This window comes from Variovorax sp. W1I1, from assembly GCF_030815625.1.
Taxonomy (GTDB): Bacteria; Pseudomonadota; Gammaproteobacteria; order Burkholderiales; family Burkholderiaceae_C; genus Variovorax; species Variovorax paradoxus_C.
On record NZ_JAUSWZ010000001.1, the window covers coordinates 6,766,740 to 6,786,017 of the forward strand.

Below are 19,278 nucleotides of genomic sequence, written 5' to 3' on the forward strand. Positions count from 1 at the left end.
CATGAAGCAACGCAGCAATCCTTCCCGCCAACGGCCCCGCCACCATCGCGGCCTGCAACTGCGGCCCCTGGCGATCTCGCTCCTGTGCGCCGGCCTCTCGCCGGCCATCGCGCAGGTGCTGCCCACGGGCTTTCTTCCCATCGCCGGCGGCGTCACGATGAGCCAGAGCGGCGCCGTGATGAGCATCAACCAGCCGCTCGCGCGCGGCATTGCCAGTTGGCAGACGTTCTCGATCGGTGCGGGCGGCACCGTCAACATCGTGCAGCCGAGCGCCAGCAGCGTGCTGCTCAACCGCGTCACCGGCAACGAGCTCTCGACCATCGCGGGCACGCTCAACGCCAACGGGCGCGTCATATTGGTCAACCCCAACGGCGTGATGTTCAGCCAGGGCGCGACGGTGAACGTGGGCGGCCTCATCGCCTCCACGCTGGCGCTGACGACCAGCGACAAGAGCTTCATGGACGGCGCCACCAAGCTCACCTTCGAGCGCGCCGATCTCAACTCGGCCGAGGTGCGCAATCTCGGCAGCATCACGGCCACCGGCGGCGGGCCGGTGGTGTTGATGGGTGCGGCGGTCGGCAACGGCAGCACCGGCACCATCACCGCGGACAACGGCACGGTCGCGCTGGCCTCGGGCCGCAGGATCACGCTCGATCTCGTGGGCGACGGGCTCACCAACCTCGTGATCGCGCCCGACGCCATGGCCACCCATGCGGCCGTCAGCAACAGCGGCACGATCCAGGCCGATGGCGGGCGCGTGGCGCTCGTCGGCAGTTCGGTCACCGCGGGCGAGCTGGTGGTCAACCAGACCGGCACGGTGCGCGCGCGCAGCATCGGCACGCGCAACGGCGAAATCATCCTGGGCGGCGGGCGGGACAACCAGGTCGCGATGACCGGCGGCACGCTCGACGCCACCGGCGACGCGGCCAACGAGCGCGGCGGCAGCATCCGCATCGCGGCGGGGCAGGTGCAGCTGCAGGCCAACGACAAAGGCCAGCAGGCGGTGGTCGATGCCAGCGGGCTGGCCGGCGGCGGCACGGTCGCGGTGCGCGGCTACGACGTGGCCCTGTCGTCGGGCTCGGTGCTGCGCGCCAATGCCACCGGCCAGGGCGCGGGCGGCACCATCGACGTGGGCACGGCAACGGGCCAGGTCCTCGTGGATGGGCTCACCGCGCCCGAGCGCATTTCGCATGCGCAGGTGTTCGGCGAACTGAGCGCGCGCGGCGCCGGCAGCGGCGCGGGCGGTGCGATCACGACCGCGGGCGATTTCCTGCGCATCAACCCGGCGAAGGTGGATGCGGGCGGTGGCACGCAAGGCGGCGCCAACGGAAAGTGGACGGTGACCGCCGCATCCGACCTCAACGTCGTTTCGGCCGCCGACATTCCGGCCTACGACAGCACCTACCCGCCGTTGTCGATCACCAACGTGAGCGCGGAAGGCATCGGCGGCGCGCTCGGCCGCGGCACCGATGTGACGCTCTCCAGCAGCAGCCTCGGCGACAACGCGGGCGTGCGCTTCGCCGCGGATGCCAAGGTCATCAAGTCCGAAGGCGGCACCGCCACGCTCAGGGTCGATTCGGCCGGCAGCATCGTGATGGCCACGGGCTCGGCCATCGATGCCCGCACCGGCGCGCTGCACGTCGACTTCAACGCCGACTCGACCGGCCGCGTCGCGCAGAACGCGGCAGTGATCAACTCCGGCTCAGGGCCGGTCACCGAACTCGACTACGCAGGCTCGATTCGCCTGAGCGGCGCCACCATCAACGCCAACGGCGGCTCGGTGCGCTTCTTCGGCCAGAGCGACGCGGCCAACGGCCGCGCCATCGGCGGGTCGGCCTCGCACACCGACGAGCCCGCCGATTCGTGGCGCGACGGCGTCTACCTGAACGCAAGCTCCGTCACCACGAGCGGCAGCGGCCAGGTCTCGATGCGCGGCCAGGGCCGCAGCTGGGTCTCCGACCCATCGGGCACCGGCGGCTTCTATGTGGGAAGCGGCGGCGTGGTCGTGACGAACGACAGCGCCGTGCAGGCCGGCACCGGCGGTGTCTCGCTCGACGGCGTGGCGGGGTTCGGCGCGAGCGGCGTGGCGGTGCAGGACGGCGCCAAGATCGTCGCCACCGGCGACATCGCGCTCACCGGGCGCGGCGCCGCATGGAACGACACCATGCCCGCCGCCGGCGCGGGTTCGAGCACCGCGGTGCTCATCGACGCCGGCTCGGTCGCGAGCGATCGCAACGTGCGCATCGACGGCACCGGCGCCGACCTCGACGGGTTTCGCACCAGCAAGGCGTTTGCGGCACAGAACGACTTTGCCGGCAGCAGCCAGGGTGTCTCGATCTACGGCAGCGTCACGGCGGGCGCGGGCCAGCGCATCGACGTGAACGGACGCGCCGGCAACCAGAGCTTCACCTCGACGCTCGACGACAGCGGCAACATCGTGGTGACCCCGTTCGGCCAGGTCTACGGCGTCGTCGTGCGGGCCAACGAAGCGCTGCCGAATCCGCTGCGCACCTCGGGCGGCACCATCGCCATCGACGGGCAGGGCACCGACGTGTCGCTGCGCATGGAGACCTTCGGCTCGGGCTCCTTCGCGCTCGCCGCGGCACCAGAGCCGGGCGCGCTAGCGGCCCCACCCCAGCCCGCGCTGCTGTCGGTCATGAGCGAGACCGGCAAGGGCGGCAACATCTCGGTGCGGGGCCGCAACATCGTCATCGACGGCGCGGAGCAGTTCGGCGACGTGCCGCTCGTCGGGCGCCTGGATGCCAGCGGCGCCACCGGCGGCGGCAGCATCGACATCGCCGCCACTGGCGTGATCGCCGTGGGCGCCAACGCCAGCCTGGAAGCCAACGCCACCGGCTCGGGCAACGGCGGCAGCGTGAAGGTGGTCGCGGGCGACAGCCTGCGCGCCTACGGCAACCTCTCGGCACGCGGCGGCGCGGAGGGCGGCAACGGCGGCTTCATCGAGACCTCGGCCGCGCAGTTCGACCTGGCCGGCATTCGCGCCGACGCCTCGGCGCCGGTGGGCAGCGCGGGCTCGTGGCTGATCGATCCGTTCGACGTCGACATCGTGAGCGGCGTCGCCACCGGCTCCCTGACCGGCAACCCGTTCGATCCGATCGCCACCTCAACCATCCAGGACGGCGACATAAATGCCGCGCTCAATGCCGGCACCAGCGTGACGATCGGCACCGGCAGCACCGGCTCGCCTTTGGCCGGCGACATCCACATGTCGAACGCGAAGGGCGCGGTCAACATCAACTACAGCACCAACAAGGGTCCGGTGACCTTCCAGCTCGATGCCAACCGCAGCGTGCGCGGCGACGCGGGCACCGTGATCCAGTCCACCGGGGGCGGTGCGCTGAACGTGGTGTTCAACGCCGACGTCAACAACGGCGGCACGGCCACCGGGGGCGGGCAGATCAGCTACAGCGGCGATATCTACACCAACGGCGGCAACGTCGTCATGAACGGCAGTTGGGCCAACCCCAGCAACCAGGGCGTGAGCGTGCACCTGGACGGCAACGAGATCGACACCCGCGTGGGCCGCAGCGATGCGGGCGCGGGCGGCTCGGTCACGATCGTCGGCAAGAGCATCGGGCTGGGCGGCATCGGCGACGCCGCCGTCGCCGTCGACGGCGTGCACATCTCGACCTCGACCGGCAACGTGAACATCACCGGAACAGCCGAAGGCGCATCGGGCGTGCGCCTGGGCTCGCGCTTCGTCGCGACCGGCATCCCGAACCGGCAGACCGAGATCACGAGCACCACGGGCAACATCACCGTGCTGGGCGTGGGCAACAGCGTCACCAGCGCCGGCACGACGCCGGGGCACGGCGTGATCATCGACCAGTCGGCGCTGCGCTCGATCGACGGCGACATCACGGTGCGCGGGCTGCGCCAGGCCGGCGGCCCCACCGTCGGGGACGGCGTGCGATTGACCACCGGCGCGCAGGTCGTGACCAGCGGCACCGGCGACATCGAACTGAGCGGCCAGTCCGTGGGCAACGGCGCCGGCGTGCGGGTCGGCCCGCAGGCGGCGCTGGGCGGCGCGTTCCCGCCCGTTCTTGCGGACGTCATCGTGTCCGCCGGCGGCAACACCGTGCTGCGGGCCGGCAACGACGGCACCACCGATGCGCTGGTGATCGACGGCAAGGTCAGCGCCGCCAATGTGATCAACCTGCGGCCGGGCGGTGTCGATGCCGCGGGCAACGGCACGGACCAGACGGCCACGCCGATCACCCTCGGCGGCACGGCCGCCACCGGCTTCGCGGTTTCCGCCGCCGAGTTCGGGCGCCTCACGGCCGCCGCCATCGTGGCGGGGAGCAACGCGCATGCCGCGAACATCGATGTCGTGGGGCCGTTGACCCTGCCGTCCGCATTGACGCTGCAGAACGGTGGCGGCGGCAACATCCAGCTCGGCGGTGCCATCACGGCGACGCGTCTCGGACTGCTCAGCGCCGGCAACATCACGCAGGCTGCGGGCGCGCCCATCACCGCCGGCACGCTGATGGCGCGCTCTACCGGCGGCAGCGTGCTGCTCGACACGGCGCCGAACAACGTCAGCGCCGCCACGGTGGGCGGCGGCGCGGCCGGCGCCTTCCGTTATGTCGATGTCGACACGGTGCAACTGGGTTCGGTGTCCGTCACGGGCTTCGATGCCGCGAGCAATGCGCCGCAGGTGCAGTCGGCCACCTCGATGGCGGCCGACACCGTGTTCGTGCGCACGCTCTCCGGCGACCTGCTGCTGGGCACCAACGTCAGCAGCACGAGGGGCACCGATCTCGTGGCCGCCTCGCGCTTCCAGAACCTGGGCGCCTACACGATCACCGGCGCGCCGTGGCGCGTGTGGGCCGACACCTGGGTCGGCGAAACGCGCGGCGGCCTGTTCGGCTCGGGCCCGCTGCCCAACCTGTACCACTGCGCATACCTGGGGTTGTGCACCGTCACCGTGTCGCCGGGCGACAACCACTTCATCTACGCGCAGCAGCCCGTGGCCACGGTGGTGATCGGCAATGCGACCCGCCCCGCGGGCCAGGCCAATCCGCCCTTCACCTACACCGTCGCCGGACTGATCCTGGGCGACACGGCCTCGAGCTTCAGCGGCGCACCCGGCACGTCGGCAACGCCGGACAGCCCGCCGGGCCTCTATGCGATCAATGGCAGCTTCGCTTCCGCCGCGGGCTATGCGGTCAACGTGCGGCCGGGCGACCTGACAGTGACGGAGGCGCCGCCGCCTTCAGTCGTGCTCCGGTTGCCCGACTTCCCCAAGCCCGACGTGCTGCGCGAAGTGCCTTCCACCTGGCTCTACGACCGCAACATCGGCCCGCCGCCGATCTGCTTTGCGACCGGCGCGCTCGAAGGCGACCGCGCATCGCAAGGCGGCGATGTGCTGGCGCGCGAATGGTCGCGCGTGCGGTCGCGGCCGAATCTTTCGAGCTGCGTGGACACCGAAAAGCGCAACGGCTGCGCCGATTTCTGACGGCGGCGCTCGCGCCTTTTCAGCCGCTGCGCGCCGCAAGCAGTTGCAGGTAGCGCTGCTGCGCACCGGCCTCGACTGCGCAGCGCTCTTCGAGCAGCAGCAGGCAGCGCAGTGCGAGATCGAAGGAGCCGTGGCAGTGGTGTGCCAATAAGGCCAGATGCCGCAGTTGCTCGTCGTCCATCGCCTCGGGGCGGCGGATGTCGCGCATGTAGACCAGGTCGGCCTCCAACAGCTGGCGCAGGGGCCGGCGCGGATCGCCATCCACCACGCACGGCGCGATCGGCCATTGCTTCACCGCGGCGAAGCAATGCGGCACGAAGCCCTGGCCGCGCAGTTCCTGGTCGATCTCGCCCTGGGTCGGCTGGTCCTTGTAGAGCGTGACGAAGGACACCTCGGTCTGCACCATCACGGCTTGCGCCAGCTTGGCGCGGCCCGCGCGGAACACCGCGAGCTCGCTGCCCTGCACATCGATCTTCAGGAAATCGAGATGCGCGATCTCGGCGATATCGTCGAGCCGCCGCGTCTGCACCGCGATCCGTTCGCGAACGTCGGCCAGCGGCTGCAGGGCCTCGAAGAGCGCGAGCGATTGCGCATCGGGCGCGAGCAGGCTGGTCATGCCCGGTGCGGCGCAGACATGCAGCGTGTGCATGCCGCCGTCGCCGAGCGCCCACGGCAGGTAGCGCTCGAGCGGGCCCTGCGCCTGCGTCAGTTCGTGCAGTGCAGGAAGCTGCGGCTCGAAGCCCGTTACGCGGCACAGCCCGGCCCGCAGCATCGCGAGATAGGGCGGGTCGCCGTCGATCGGGTTGGCCCCGACATCGACAACCTCGGTCAGCCGCCGCGGCGCGAGGATCTCCCGCAGGTCCGCGTCTGTGCGCGCGGTCTGCGTCACCGTGTTCACCGGCCTTCGCGCACGGACAGCGCACGGCCGAAGTGGCCTGTATAGGTGCGCGTGCCCTGGTGCGACAGGTTGGAGCGGGCATCGATGAAGACCTGCCCTCCGATCGATTGCCAGCGGCGGCAGAACGCGAAATCTTCCGCCAGGTAGGCGCCGTTGTCGGGCTCGGCGAGCACGTCGAAGAAGCGGTAGTGCGGCAGGTCGCGCGTCGCGGGATCGGCGGCGCGCTCGGGTGTGTAGCGCAGTTGCGGATAAGCCGCGGCGAGACGCTCGAACACGCTGCGCGCGATCAGCATGAAGCCCGTGGGCGCATCCAGCACCTCGGTGAATCCTTCTGCGTCCACCGACAGGCGGGTGTCGAACGCATTGGCCGGAAAGCTGGCATGCAGCGCCTCGAAATCTTCGCGCGTGGCGCCGGCCGGCAGCGGCTCGCGAAGTCCGCCCGCGGGCCAGCCGTCGATCTTGTGCGGATAGATGCCCGCCACCACGTCGCGCCCCGCGCACAGAAGCCGCAGGGCCGCCTCGGGTTCGAAGCCGATGTCGGCATCGATCCAGAACAGGTGCGTCCAGCGGGTGTCGGCCATGAACTCCGCGACGAGGCGGTTGCGGGCGCGCGTGATGAGGCTGTCGCCATCGAGAAAGCGCGTCTGCATCGGGAACCCGTGTGCCCACGCGAGGTTGACCAGGCCGAGGAGGCTGCGCACGTAGAGGCTGGTCATCGTGCCGCCATAGCTCGGCGTCGCGACGAAAGGGCGGATGTCTTTCAGGGCAGAGAGGTCGGGCATGGCGGGATGTCCTCGAGGGCGGTCTGCACGCATCGTGCGAGCGGCTGCGGGGCCACCATAGCACCCGCGCCGCGCGCACGCTCTCCCGGATTGCCCTCGGCCCCGCCCGCTTCAGACGCCGCGCGCGCGGCGGTTGGACATGACCACGTTGTCCTTCGCGATGGTCTGGCCTTCCTGCATCGCGGTGATCCACGCGGCGGTCGAGGTCACGGCCGCGAAGTTGCTGTGGAACACGACGCTGAAGACGCGGTGGATCTCTTCCGCTGTGACCTTGCCTGCGTCGTTTGCATACGGCAGTGCGCCGCTTGCGTCGGCGAGGAACTCCACGTTCAGGCCGCGGTGCATCGCCTCGAACACCGTCGATGCATCGCAGTTCTGCGTCATGTAGCCGGCCACGCTCAGCGTGTCGATTTCGTGGCGAGCAAGCCAGTCGGCGAAGTCGGTGCCGGTGAACACGCTCGGGAAGGTCTTGGTGACGAGGTGATCGCGCGGACGGTTCGCGACCTCGGGGTGCAACTGGCCGTTGTGGGTGTCGGCCTGGAACACCGGGGCGCCCTTGGGCGCGTGGTGGCGGACCACGACGACGGGCACGCCGGCTGCACGGGCGGCGTCCATCGCCTTCGTTACGTTGGGCAGCGTGTCCAGGATCGGCGGGTACTCGATCGGCAGGCCGCCGCCTTCGAAGTATTCGTTCTGCACGTCGATCACGACGAGGGCGCGGCGGGGGGCGGTGGTGCTGCTCATGGTCTGTCTGGCTCCTTCTCTTGCTTGTGGTTGGTATGGGCTCGATTCTTCGCCTTTCACCGTCTCGCCGAAAGTGGCCCGATAGCCAATCATCGATAAGATCGGGCCATGGCCCGCACAACCACCACGACCACCGAAACCATTGCCGTCGTCGCCTTCGACGGCATCAGCCCCTTTCATCTGTCCGTGCCCTGCATGGTGTTCGGCGAAGACCGCACCGAGACGGGCGCGCCGCGTTTTCGCATGCGCGTGTGCGCGCCGGAGCCGGGGCCGCTGCGGACCAACGCGGGCTTCGATCTGGTGGTGCCGCATGGGCTGGAGGCGATCCGCCGGGCGCAGATCGTGGTGGTGCCCTCGTGGCGCGACGATGGACGGCCCGCACCGCCTGCACTCATCCGCGCGCTGCAGGCCGCGCACCGGCGCGGCGCCACGGTGGTCGGCCTCTGCCTTGGCGCCTTCGTGCTGGCCGAGGCCGGGCTGCTCGACGGCCGGCCCGCCACCACGCACTGGAACCTCGCGGCCACGTTCGCCAGGCAATATCCGAAGGTGAGCCTGCAGCCCGAGGTGCTGTACGTGGACGACGGCGACGTGCTCACCTCCGCCGGCACGGCCGCGGGCATCGACTGCTGCCTGCATCTCCTGCGCGTGCGCTACGGCGCCGAGACGGCCAACCGCGCGGCGCGGCGCATGGTGGTCGCGCCGCACCGGCAGGGCGGGCAGGCGCAGTACATCCAGCAGCCCATGCCCGCGACGGCCGAGCGCGACCGGCTCGCACCCTTGCTCGAATGGCTGGGCAAGCATCTCGATGTGCCGCACGAACTCGACGAGCTCGCGCGCCGCGCGCTGATGAGCCGCCGCACCTTCACGCGGCGCTTTCGCGAATCGACGGGAACGACGGTGGGGCAGTGGATACAGAACCAGCGCCTCGCCTTGGCGCAGCGCCTGCTGGAGACGACGGACCATCCGGTCGAGCGCGTGGCCACCGGCGCGGGCTTCGGCTCCGCGGTGTCGCTGCGCAAGCACTTCACCTCGGCGTTCAAGGTGTCGCCGACGGTGTATCGCAGGCAGTTCTCGCGCACCGCGGAAGCGGCCTGAGCTTCAGGCCGCGTGCGCGTGCCGCCGTGTGGTGAGCAGCGCGCGCAGCTTGGCCGGCGGCACCGGCTTGGTCAGCAGCATCACGCCGCCATGCCGCAGCCGCTGCAGCACCTCTGGCCCTGTCGCGCCCGACACCAGCACCGCGAGCGCATCGGGCTGCAGGCGCTTGGCCGCTTCGATCACGTCGACACCGTCGCCATCACCGGCCAGTTGCAGGTCGCACAGCACCGCATCGAAATGGATGTCGCCCGTGCCCATCCGTGCGATGGCCTCGGCGCCGGTGGCCACGCATTCGACCTCGCAGCCCCACTGCTCCAGCAGCGCGCGGCTGCCGTCGAGGATGGCGGGGTCGTCGTCCACCACCAGGCAGCGCAGGCCCGCGAGCGGCGCGGGTGCGACGGGTGCGGGCTCGGGCAGCACGACGTCGGCGGCGCGCGCGGCGGGCAGCGTGAAGGCGAAGGTACTGCCGGCCTGCAGCGCCGAGCGCACGGTGATGCGGGTGCCCAGCAGCGTCGCGATGCGCGCGCAGATCGCCAGGCCCAGGCCGAAGCCCCGGCGGCGGTCGCGCTCGGTGTTCGCCACCTGGTAGAACTCCTCGAAGATCCGGCCCTGGTGGATCGGCGCGATGCCCACGCCGTTGTCGCGCACTTCAATGCGAACGCCGGACGCGATGCGCCGCGCGGCCACCAGCACGGTGCCGCCTTCGGGCGCATGGCGCAGCGCATTGGCCACGAGGTTGTTGACGATGCGCTGCAGCATCGCCGCGTCGGTGCGCACCGCCAGGCCCCGGTCGCTCCAGCGCAGCCGCACGCGCGCCTCGATGGCGGCGGCGGCATGCTGCGCATCGAGCTGGTCGAAGAGGGCGGCCAGCGAGATGCGGGTGATGGTGGGCGTGAGCACCTGTGCATCGAGCCGCGAGATTTCCAGCAGGTCGTCCAGCAGCACGCCCATGAACTCGGTGCTCTCCTGCAGCCGCAGCACGGCCGGTCGCTGCGCCGGCGTGGCGGTGGGCAGCAGGCCGTCGATGAAGAGGCCCATCGCATGCAGCGGCTGTCGCAGGTCGTGGCTCGCGGCCGCGAGAAAACGCGCACGCGAAAGCGCCGCCTGCTCGGCCTCGGCCATGCGCTGCAGCGCAACGGCAGTGGCTTCGCGCACCCGCTCCTCGCTCACCTGGCGGTTGTGCTGCAGGCGTTCGGCGAGCCGGTCGATGTCGTGCGCGAGCACGGCCAGTTCGTGCGATCCGCGGGTGCCGCCCTCGACCACTTCGCAGCGCATGTCGAAGTGGCCGGCTTCGAGCGCGGCGACGGTGCGCGACACGCGCCGCAGCGGCCGCGCCACCGTGCGCGCCATGTGGCGCACCGAGGCCCACGCCGCCAGCAGCGCCACCAGCGCGATGCCGATGCCCGCCATGAGCGAGCGGCTGCGCTCGCGCGCATAGGCCGTGGTGTCGCGGAAGGTCTGCACCAGGCCGATGGGCGTGTCGCCCGCGGCGGTGGAGCCCGCGGGCGCGAAGGCGCTGGCGCGCGAGGCCTCGCGCAGCGTGACCGGCGAGGTGAACATGCGCAGCTGCGCGAGCGATTCGGTCTTGGGCCCGGCCGTGACATACACGCCCGCGCTGTTGCTGATTTCCACCCGCATCACCTGTCCGCCGCGCAGCGCCGCATTGGCCACGTTCTGCAGCGCCGGCACATCGCCCGCGTACAGGCTCAGGTCGGACATGGCCGCCACCTGGCGCGCCACGGCCTCGCCTTCGGCATCGAACTGGGCTTCGAGCGTCTGCAGCCGGTTGTGGGTGAACCAGCCGGTGAGCGCGAGCGCCACCGCCGCGCACGGCACCACGCCCAGGCGGAACAGGTCGCCCTGCAGGTTGCCGCGCACGACCAGCGCGGACGCGGCACGGGGATGCACCGCGTCGTCGCCGGCGGGCACCGGACCTTGCGGGGGCGGCGGGGCGTTCATCGCGGGGCCGCGAGGCGGTCGGTGAGCTCCCGTTCCTCCGGCAGGCGCAGGCCGAGCCCGCGTGCCACGGTGGCGTTGACGCGCACGGTGGCCGGTGTCGCCGCTTCCACCAGCGGGCTGTTGCTGCTGCCTGCGACGGCCACCTTCTGGCCCAGCAGGCGGGCTTGTTGTGCGAGTTGAGAGGGCGTCGAGACCGCTGCCGCCAGGCCGCCCGAGCGCACCAGCCCTTCGCTGGCGCCGAACACCGCGAGGCCCGCGCTCGCGCCCGCGCGCAGCACCGACAGCGTGGCCGCCTGGTTGTCGCCGATCAGGTCGGGCAGCACCATCAATGCATCGCTCATCGGCACGACGGTGCGCAGCGCGGCGGCGAGCGATCGGGCATCGGGCGCGTACTCCACGCGCACCTCCCAGGCCGGGTTGGCACCCTGCGCGGCGCGCTGCAGTTCGCGCACCAGCGGCTCCGACTCGGGCGTGGCGACCACGCCGATGCGGTGCTTCTGCGGCAGCACCGCATGGATGAGCGCGAGCTGGTCGGCCATGGCCGGGTCGCGCAGCAGCACGCCCACGCGGCGGTCGCCGCGCTTCAAGGCGGGGCTCGCGGCCTTCAAGGCCTCGTAGTCGAGCCGGCTCAGCATCGCCAGCACCAGCGGCTCCTGCCCGGGGCGTTCGACGGCGGCGCGCGCGGCCGCGGCGCCCACCGCCATGGTGAGGTTCGCATCGGCCGCCGAGGGCCGCATGCTGCGCGTGCGAACGCCCGCATTGGCGCGGGCTTCGGTATCGGCGCTGGCGGTCTCGACGCCCTGCGGCATCTCGCCGGTCGGCGAGAGGCGCACCAGCTCGAAGCGGCCGCCCGGCTCCTGGCCCGCGCGCAACTGCTGCACGAATTCCGAATGCGCCGGGTTGTCGTCGCTCATCAGCACGGTGAGGCTGGGGGCGGCGGCCGCGCGGCTGGCCATCGACAGGCCGAGCAGGCCGACCGCGACGCCCGCGGTCAGGCCGAAGGCCAGCGCCGCGCGCACTGCGCCGCGCAGCCTTCCGGGGAAGGGATGGAAGAGGTGTTTCGCGACGACGGACATGTGACTGCTTCTGCAGCGAGGGTGCATGACCCAATGTAAGGAGACGCCCTGTTTCGCGCGATAAGGCGGAGGGGCTATGTCCGTCCCCGCGACCCTGTGTCAGTGTGATGAAGTTCACACCGCGGCGGCCGCACGGCCTATGTCAGATGGCGTAGGGCCGTTGTCAGCCGAAACAGGCCTTGACCTTGCGCCGCAAAGGCTCTTGCGGCCCCAGCCCGCTCTCGCGGCGTTTCTGGCCGCAATCGCCGTGCCGGATGGCTGGCGTTGTGCTGTTGTTCTCATCCTCTCCAACCGACAGCAGCCGATGTCGTTGACGTGCTGCTTGCGCAACTTGATTGCGCAACGCACGATGGGATCGAAGCGGCCCACACAAGCTGGATCCGTGCGGCACATGCGCGGAAATCACGATGACTCCTCGAGGAAATTGAAGATGAAGTTCAAGAATTACGCTGCGATCGTTGCGCTCTTCCTCCTGGCACGGCCCGCTCTTTCAACGGAAATCCCGGAAGCCAGCGGCAAATTTCGCGCCCAGTTGATCAAGGAGAACACCGCCAGCTGCGTTGCAGGTATTGAGGTGAAACCTGAACTGCGCGCGTTGTTCACGCGCAAAACGATCGAGGCGTTTTGCACATGCCGTCAGCGATACAGAGCGGATGTCATTTCACAAGCCGCGAAGATGGACAAGCGCGGCAAAGCTGTTGAAGACGAAGCGCACGAGTACGCGCAGGCGAAGTGCAGTCACATCTTGACCCAGCAGCTTGAGCATGAATGAGCGTCACGTCCGGTGTGGGGTATCGGTCGCAGTTCCATGTCTGATGCAGTGAGGCTTTCCATCCACGGGGCCGGGCGGATTGCCCCCTGTTTTCATGCGACGGCGACCCATTCGACAAGTTGGGTCTCATAGTGCGTCCCAAGCCTTTCCAAGACTTCAGGCTGTTGTTCGTAGTACTCGGAATCCTGTCGTTCGAATCGGTCTTCAGCTGCGAGGTCCGCATACGCTTGAAGCGACTCGGTTTGTGGGACGGGCTGGCTCACGAGATCCGCCCAGCAGTCTCGCAGCAGCTCAGCCTGCCTGTCTGCCCCGATCGTTCGCAGAGCTTCAAGTGTTTCAGGGACAGAGGCGCTTCCCCGGTTGTGAAAGTACTGAAGGTGCCCACCGTTTTGCACCTCTGCGTCGTAGATGTAGGCCAGCCAAAATGACTTCAAGCCTGGAAGCGTCTGCGCCTCCTTGTGTTCCGCGAGGTACATGACCAAGGCCCAAAGGCGAGCATCCTTGTCGTTCGCGAGTTCCGACGATGGGATCGTGGTCAAAGACGGCATGAATATCTCATTGGCGATTGGCGATTGGCGATTGGTGACGCCGGCATTTGATCCTCTGGAACGCAGCCGTTCAAGGCAGATGCCCGCCGGCACTGCTCGACTGCGGCTATTCGGCTATTCGGCTATTCCACGACGTTCAGCAGCGCCGCGGCGCGCTGCGCGTGAATCGATTGGCGCAGCACCCGCGGCGAGACCGGCTTGTAGAGCACCGCGATGCCGGCGCTCGCCACTTCGCGGAGGCGATCGGGCTTGGTCTCGCCGGTGACCAGGAGGCGCGCCGTGCCGGGGCCGATGCCGCGCGGATGACGCTCCAGCGCGGCGATCACATCGAGCCCGTTGTCGCCGCCCTGCAGCAGCAGGTCGCTCACCACCACGTCGGGCGGCTCGGCCCAGGTGTCGGCCAGCGCGAGCGCCTCGGCGCGGGTCTGCGCGACCAGCACCTCGGCGCCCCAGTTGGCGAGCACCACGGAAAGCCCTTCGAGGATCGTGCGCTCATCGTCGATCACCAGGATGCGCAGGTTCGCAAGGCTCGGTTCCCCGTCCTCCATGCCGGCGGCCACCGGCGACGGCGCGGGCGACGGCAGCGCGGCCGGTGCCGAGCGCACCAGCACCCGCACGCAGGTGCCCTTGTGCAGCCGCGAGCTGAGCTCCACCCGCGTGTTCAGCAGTTCGGTCAGCCGCTGCACCGTCGCGAGGCCCAGGCCCATGCCGCGCGCACCGCGCGCCGACGGCCGGCCGGCCGGCTCCACCTGATAGAACTCCTCGAACACCCGCGTCTGGTGCTGCGCGGCGATGCCCACGCCGGTGTCGACCACGTCGATGCGCACGCCCTTGCCGCGGCGCCGCGCGCCGATGAGCACGCCGCCTTCGAGCGTGTGGCGCAGCGAGTTCGACACCAGGTTGTTCAGGATGCGCGAGAGCATCACGTAGTCGCAGCGTACCCACAGCTCGGTCTTGCGCGCCACCAGCCGGAGGCCCTGCTGCTCGGCCACCGGGCGGAAGTTGCGGCTGATTTCGTCGAACAGGCGGTCCAGCGGAAAGTCGGCCCACTGCGGCTGCAGCACGCCGGCATCGAGCTGCGACAGGTTCAGCAGTTCCGAGAAAAGCCGGTCCAGCGATTCGACGCATTCGCGGATGTGGCCGATGCGCTGCAGCTTCACCGGATCGGTCTCGCCGTTGGCCAGCCCGTCCGAGAAAAGCGTGAGCGCATGCAGCGGCTGGCGCAGGTCGTGGCTCGCCGCCGCCAAGAGGCGCGTCTTGGCCTGGCTCGCCACTTCGAGCAGCGCGTTCTTGCGCGCCAGCTCGGCCGTGGCCTCGTTGATGCGGCTTTGCAGCAGCCGGCGGCTCTCGGCGAGCGCGCGCGCCGCCTGGTTGAATCCCAACTGCAGGTGCTGCACCTCGGACGTGCCTTCGATCGCCACGCTCGCGTCCTCGCCCGCGCCCAGGCGGTCGACCGCCTTGCCGAGCGCACGGATCGGCTCGCTGATGCGCCGCGCCGCCCACCAGCCGGCCAGCCCGACGCCCAGCAGGCTGATCGCCAGCACCACCGCCACGTTGAGCCACACCGAGCGGCGGGCGTTCTGCACCGCGGAGAGGCTGATCTCGACCATCACCTTGCCGTTGTGGCGCCCGTCGTCGGCCACGATCGGCACCACCACCTGCAGGCCCTCGCCGCGCGCGCGGTCGACGGTTTCGGAATTGGCCACGATCTCGCCGTCTTCCGTCCAGATCTGCACCTGCTGCACATGCGGCTGGTAGGTGCCCGACTGCGCCGTGCGCTGCAGGGCGCGCTTGTCCATGCGCGAGAGCGGCGCCTGCGCCACCGTGGCCACCTGCAGCGCCACCGTCTGCGCATTGGCGCGCATCAGTTCGGTGAGGTTGCCCAGGTGCTGGCGCGTCAGCACGGCGATGGCCGTCAGCGTGGCCGCGGTCGCCGGCACCAGCGCCAGCAGGATCAGCTGCTGGGCGAAGGTGAGGCGGGCGAGCCCACGCAGGACGCGGAAGTTCCAGTTCATCGAGGTCTTGAGTCCATGGGCCGCGAGCTTAGGAGCCCAACGCCAAACATGGAAGACAGGAAAAACATCACAAAATTAACTTGTATTTGCTATTTAATGGCGTCCGCGTTGCCCATGTTAGATCCGCTGGTGCGCAGCGGCCCTACGCCTTTCGGCCCAAAAAATGCTGGTTTCCATGCGCTGCCTTGTCGTTGTTCCCGCCGTTCTTCGTACCGTGTTGCGGGCGGCGGCCCTGGCGTTTTTGGTCGGCCTGCCGATGGCTGCCGCAGCGCAGACGGCCCCTCCGGACAGCGCCCCGGTGCGCTTCGGCATCCTGCCGCTGGGCGGCGCCTTCGAGTCGCGCAGCGACTGGGACCCGCTGCTGGCCGAACTGAGCCGCGCCATCCATCGTCCGGTGAGCGTGCTCTCGGTCAATTCATACGAGGCGCTGGAGCAGGCGATCCAGCGCGACGAGGTCGACATGGCCTTTCTCTCCGGAAAGATGGCGCTGGACGCCGTGACCCAGCGCCGCATGAAGGTGGTGGCGCAGGTCGTGCGGCACGACGGCCTGCCCGGCTACCGGGCGCTGCTGCTGGCGCGCAAGACGCCGCCGCTCAACACGTTGAAGGGCCTGCTCGACCAGCCCGACCGCTGGCGCCTCGCGCGCGGCGAGAAGCAGTCGGTGTCCGGCTTCATCGTGCCCCAACTGCAGCTTTTCTTGCCGAACCACATCGTGATGGAGACCCGCTTTTTGAGCGAGGTCGTCGGCACCCACCAGACCAACGCGCTCGCCGTGGCCAACAGCGAGGCCGATGTGGCCACCAACAATTCGGCCGACTTCGAGCGCTTCAAGCTGCGCTTTCCGGCCGAAGCGCAGCGGCTGCAGGTGCTGTGGGAGTCGGAACTGATTCCCCACGCGCAGATCGTGGTGCGGCGCGAATATCCGGCCGAACTGCGAAGCCGCGTGCAGGCCTTCTTGACCGCCTACGGCCGCGGCAAGGGCCCGCGCGGCGATGCCGAGCGCGTGGTGCTCAAGTCGCTGCACGACCTGGCCGGCTTCGTGGCGGCCGACAACAGCTCGCTGCAACCCGCGGCCAAGCTCGCTTACCAGTTGGCCAAGCAGAACGCCGTGACGGCCCAGTTCGTGAACGACGCCGCCAAGCAGGCCCGGCTCCAACGCATAGAGAACGGCTACGCCGAGCAGGTCAGCGTGCTCAGGGACATCGCGCCTTGACCGATCCGCGCAACACTCGACCGCCCGGCACGACGACAGCGCCTCGCGTGCGCAGGGCATCGGGTGCTCCCCGCAGCGAAATCAGGGAGGAGGCCGCAGCCCGGGGGACATTCGCGGAGGGGAGTACCCGGTGGTCTGTGCACCCGCCCTGAACAGCAGCAAGCAGCACTCCTCAACAAGCCAAGCCGCGACATGCCCCCCGCACTCAAGTACCTGCTGACAGCCGCCTTCATTGCAGCCACCGGGCTGCTCCCGCCGTCGCTCGCCCTGGCGCAAGCAGTGAACGAGAAGCCGGTCCAGACGATCCGCTTCGGCGTGCTCCCGCTCGGCGGCACTGTCGAGTCGCGCGCCCTGTGGACGCCCTTCATGGCCGACATGAGCCGCTCCCTCGGCATTCCGGTCAATGCGTACTCGGTGCCGTCGTACGAGGAACTCGACCGCGCCATCGGCAAGGACGAGATCGACATGGCCTTTCTCTCCGCCAAGATGGCGCTGGATGCCGTGATGCAGCGCCGCATGAAGGTCGTGGCCCAGATCGCGCGGCGCCCCGGCATGCCCGAGCACCGCGCGGTGCTGCTCGCGCGCAAGGCCGGCCCGCTCAACACCCTGGAAGGCATGCTCGCCCAGCCCGAGCGCTGGCGCCTCGCGCGCGGCGACAGCCGTTCGGTCACCGGCTTCGTCGTGCCGCAGAGCCAGTTGTTCCTGCCGAACAACATCGAGATGGAAACCCGCTTTCGCAGCGAATTCGTCGGCACCCACCAGGCCACCGCGCTCGCCGTGGCCAACGGCGACGCCGACGTGGCCACCAACAACACCACCGACCTCGAGCGCTTCCGCCAGCAGTTCCCCATCGAGGCCGAACGGCTCCAGGTGATCTGGGAGTCCACCCCGCCTCCCGGCGCGCCGATGGTGGTGCGGCGCAACTACCCGCCCGAGTTCCAGGCGAAGCTGCAGAACTTCCTCATCACCTACGGGCAGGGCAAGGGCCCGCACGCCGATGGCGAGCGTGAAGTGCTCAAGAACCTGCGCGCGGCCTACGGCTATGTCGCGGCCGACGACAGCGCGCTTTTGCCCGAGGCGCGGCTGGAGTACGAACTCGGCAAGCAGCGCGCCATGGCCGCCGCCTGGGTGAACGAGGCGGCGCGCGCCCAGCGGCTGCAGCGCATCGAGAAAGCGTATGCGGAGCAGGTGCAGACGCTGCGTGCCGGCGGGCGCTGACACATCGCCGGGACGGCCCGCCTAGTCCCTTCGCCGTAGCTCCAAACCCCTTCGTCTAGGCCATTAGGCGGATTTGCCCGCCGCCCTCCGCGCCGGAAACTTCGTGTTTCTTTCAGGCAACCCTTGCCGTTGACGGAGTGCGGATGAGTTGGCGAACAAAAGTGGTCTGGAGCGAGGGGATGCTGTTGCAGCCTCAGCACCTGCAGCAGAGCGAGCGTCATGCCGACCATGCGAGGCATGTGCTCTTGCGTTCGACCACGCCCTACGCCTGGGGCTTTGCCGAACTCGAGATCGACCAGGCGGCCCTCACGCTGGGCAAGCTCGCACTCGTGCGCGCGGTCGGCATCTTCGGCGACGGCACGGTGTTCGACATGCCGGCGGTCGATCCGCTGCCCGAACCCATCGACATTCCCTCCACGATGCGCGACGAGCCGGTGGTGCTCGCGCTGCCGCTGCGCCGCGCCGGTGCGCGCGAGGCCGACGCGGAAGAATATGAAGAGCTGGTGCGCCACCGGGTGCTCGAGTCCGACGTGCCCGATTCCAACACCGCCGGCGAGCGCACCGCGATGCTGCAGCTCGGGCAGCTCCACACGCGCCTCATGCGCGCCAGCGAAGCCACCGACGCCTGGACCACCATGGGCGTCGCCCGCGTGGTCGAGCGCCGCACCGACAACCAGGTGCAGCTCGATCGCGGGATGCTGCCGCCGCTGCTCGACGTGGCCGGCCATGCGGTGATCCGCGCCTGGCTCGACGAACTGCTCGGCCTGCTGCGCCAGCGCGGCGAGGCGCTCGCCGGCCGCATGACGCAGGGCGGCACCGGCGGCGTGGCCGAGATCGCCGACTTCATGCTGCTGCAGGCGGTGAACCGCAACGAGGCCATCTTTGCGCACCTCGCGAAGAGCGCGATGCTGCACCCGCAGCATTTCTTCGAACATGCGCTCGGCCTCGCCGGCGACCTGTCGAGCTTTCGCGATACGCGCCGCGTCGCGCGCTTCGGTCCCTATATTCATGACGACCTCGCGCTGAGCTTCCGCCCGGTGATGGACGACCTGCGCCGTAGCCTCTCGATGGTGTTCGAGCAGTCGGCCATCCGCATCGAGCTGCACGACCGCAAGCACGGCGTGCGCGTGGCGATGGTCACGGACGTGGAACTGCAGCGCAAGGCCACCTTCGTGCTCGCGGTGAACGCGAACATGCCGAGCGAGGCGCTGCGCGCGCGCTTCCCGACGCAAGTGAAGATCGGCCCGGTCGAGCGCATCCGCGACCTCGTGAACCTGGCGCTCCCGGGCGTCACGCTCACGCCGATGCCGGTTGCGCCGCGCCAGATTCCCTTTCACACGGGCGCCAACTACTTCGAACTCGAAACGCGCAACAGCGATTTGTGGCGCCAGCTCGAGCAATCCGGCGGCATCGCGATGCACATCGCCGGCGACTTCCCGGGCCTGGACCTCGCCTTCTGGGCCATTCGTTCCTAGCCCC

13 protein-coding genes are annotated in these 19,278 nt (G+C 69.6%); 6 read left to right on the forward strand and 7 right to left on the reverse strand.

The genetic code is table 11. The features are described 5' to 3' along the window. The first annotated feature begins 1 nt into the window (after nt 1). The gene (locus QFZ83_RS31495; RefSeq protein ID WP_307512298.1) at nt 2-5,479 is read left to right on the forward strand and encodes a filamentous hemagglutinin N-terminal domain-containing protein; all 5,478 of its coding nucleotides are present in this window, start codon (nt 2-4) and stop codon (nt 5,477-5,479) included. Between the two features lie 19 nt (nt 5,480-5,498). Here the strand turns inward: QFZ83_RS31495 and QFZ83_RS31500 are convergent, their stop codons facing one another. From QFZ83_RS31500 to QFZ83_RS31510, 3 genes are all read right to left on the reverse strand, one after another. Next, nucleotides 5,499-6,368, reverse strand: coding sequence for an FkbM family methyltransferase (locus tag QFZ83_RS31500; RefSeq protein WP_307512300.1), 870 nt, complete (start codon nt 6,366-6,368; stop codon nt 5,499-5,501). A gap of 5 nt (nt 6,369-6,373) precedes the next feature. Continuing rightward, complete coding sequence (locus QFZ83_RS31505; protein ID WP_306881872.1) at nt 6,374-7,159, reverse strand: hypothetical protein; 786 nt, start codon at nt 7,157-7,159, stop codon at nt 6,374-6,376. A gap of 111 nt (nt 7,160-7,270) precedes the next feature. Further along, nucleotides 7,271-7,903: a cysteine hydrolase family protein gene (locus QFZ83_RS31510; RefSeq protein WP_307512301.1), complete on the reverse strand. Its 633-nt coding sequence runs from the start codon at nt 7,901-7,903 to the stop codon at nt 7,271-7,273. A gap of 108 nt (nt 7,904-8,011) precedes the next feature. Here QFZ83_RS31510 and QFZ83_RS31515 point away from each other — a divergent pair, with 108 nt between their 5' ends. Further along, on the forward strand, nt 8,012-8,998 hold the full coding sequence (locus QFZ83_RS31515; RefSeq protein WP_307512302.1) for a GlxA family transcriptional regulator: 987 nt from the start codon (nt 8,012-8,014) through the stop codon (nt 8,996-8,998). A gap of 3 nt (nt 8,999-9,001) precedes the next feature. Here the strand turns inward: QFZ83_RS31515 and QFZ83_RS31520 are convergent, their stop codons facing one another. Then, on the reverse strand, nt 9,002-10,957 hold the full coding sequence (locus QFZ83_RS31520; protein WP_307512303.1) for an ATP-binding protein: 1,956 nt from the start codon (nt 10,955-10,957) through the stop codon (nt 9,002-9,004). Continuing rightward, on the reverse strand, nt 10,954-12,033 hold the full coding sequence (locus QFZ83_RS31525) for an ABC transporter substrate binding protein (protein ID WP_307512304.1): 1,080 nt from the start codon (nt 12,031-12,033) through the stop codon (nt 10,954-10,956). The genes QFZ83_RS31520 and QFZ83_RS31525 overlap by 4 nt, the downstream gene beginning before the upstream one ends. A 430-nt stretch (nt 12,034-12,463) precedes the next feature. On the opposite strand from QFZ83_RS31525, the gene QFZ83_RS31530 reads away from it, so the two are divergent. Further along, nucleotides 12,464-12,805, forward strand: a complete 342-nt coding sequence (locus QFZ83_RS31530) for a hypothetical protein (RefSeq protein WP_307512305.1) — start codon at nt 12,464-12,466, stop codon at nt 12,803-12,805. Between the two features lie 92 nt (nt 12,806-12,897). On the opposite strand, the gene QFZ83_RS31535 is transcribed toward QFZ83_RS31530, so the two are convergent. Together QFZ83_RS31535 and QFZ83_RS31540 are read right to left on the reverse strand one after the other, a co-directional pair. Continuing rightward, on the reverse strand, nt 12,898-13,353 hold the full coding sequence (locus tag QFZ83_RS31535; protein WP_307512307.1) for a DUF4375 domain-containing protein: 456 nt from the start codon (nt 13,351-13,353) through the stop codon (nt 12,898-12,900). A gap of 122 nt (nt 13,354-13,475) precedes the next feature. Next, a complete protein-coding gene (locus QFZ83_RS31540; protein ID WP_307512309.1) occupies nt 13,476-15,368 on the reverse strand; it encodes a hybrid sensor histidine kinase/response regulator in 1,893 nt (630 codons plus the stop codon). A gap of 175 nt (nt 15,369-15,543) precedes the next feature. Between QFZ83_RS31540 and phnD (QFZ83_RS31545) the strand changes: the two genes are divergently transcribed. The 3 genes from phnD (QFZ83_RS31545) (at nt 15,544) to tssK (ending at nt 19,274) form a co-directional block, all read left to right on the forward strand. Further along, entirely contained in the window at nt 15,544-16,581 is a 1,038-nt protein-coding gene (phnD, locus tag QFZ83_RS31545; RefSeq protein WP_373424094.1) for a phosphate/phosphite/phosphonate ABC transporter substrate-binding protein, read from the forward strand. Nucleotides 16,582-16,773: 192 nt separating this feature from the next. After that, nucleotides 16,774-17,799 carry a phosphate/phosphite/phosphonate ABC transporter substrate-binding protein gene (gene phnD, locus QFZ83_RS31550; protein ID WP_306881865.1) on the forward strand — a complete coding sequence of 342 codons (1,026 nt, stop codon included), beginning with the start codon at nt 16,774-16,776 and terminating at the stop codon, nt 17,797-17,799. A 143-nt stretch (nt 17,800-17,942) separates the two neighbouring features. Next, nucleotides 17,943-19,274, forward strand: a complete 1,332-nt coding sequence (gene tssK / locus QFZ83_RS31555) for a type VI secretion system baseplate subunit TssK (RefSeq protein WP_306881864.1) — start codon at nt 17,943-17,945, stop codon at nt 19,272-19,274. Nucleotides 19,275-19,278 lie beyond the last annotated feature (4 nt).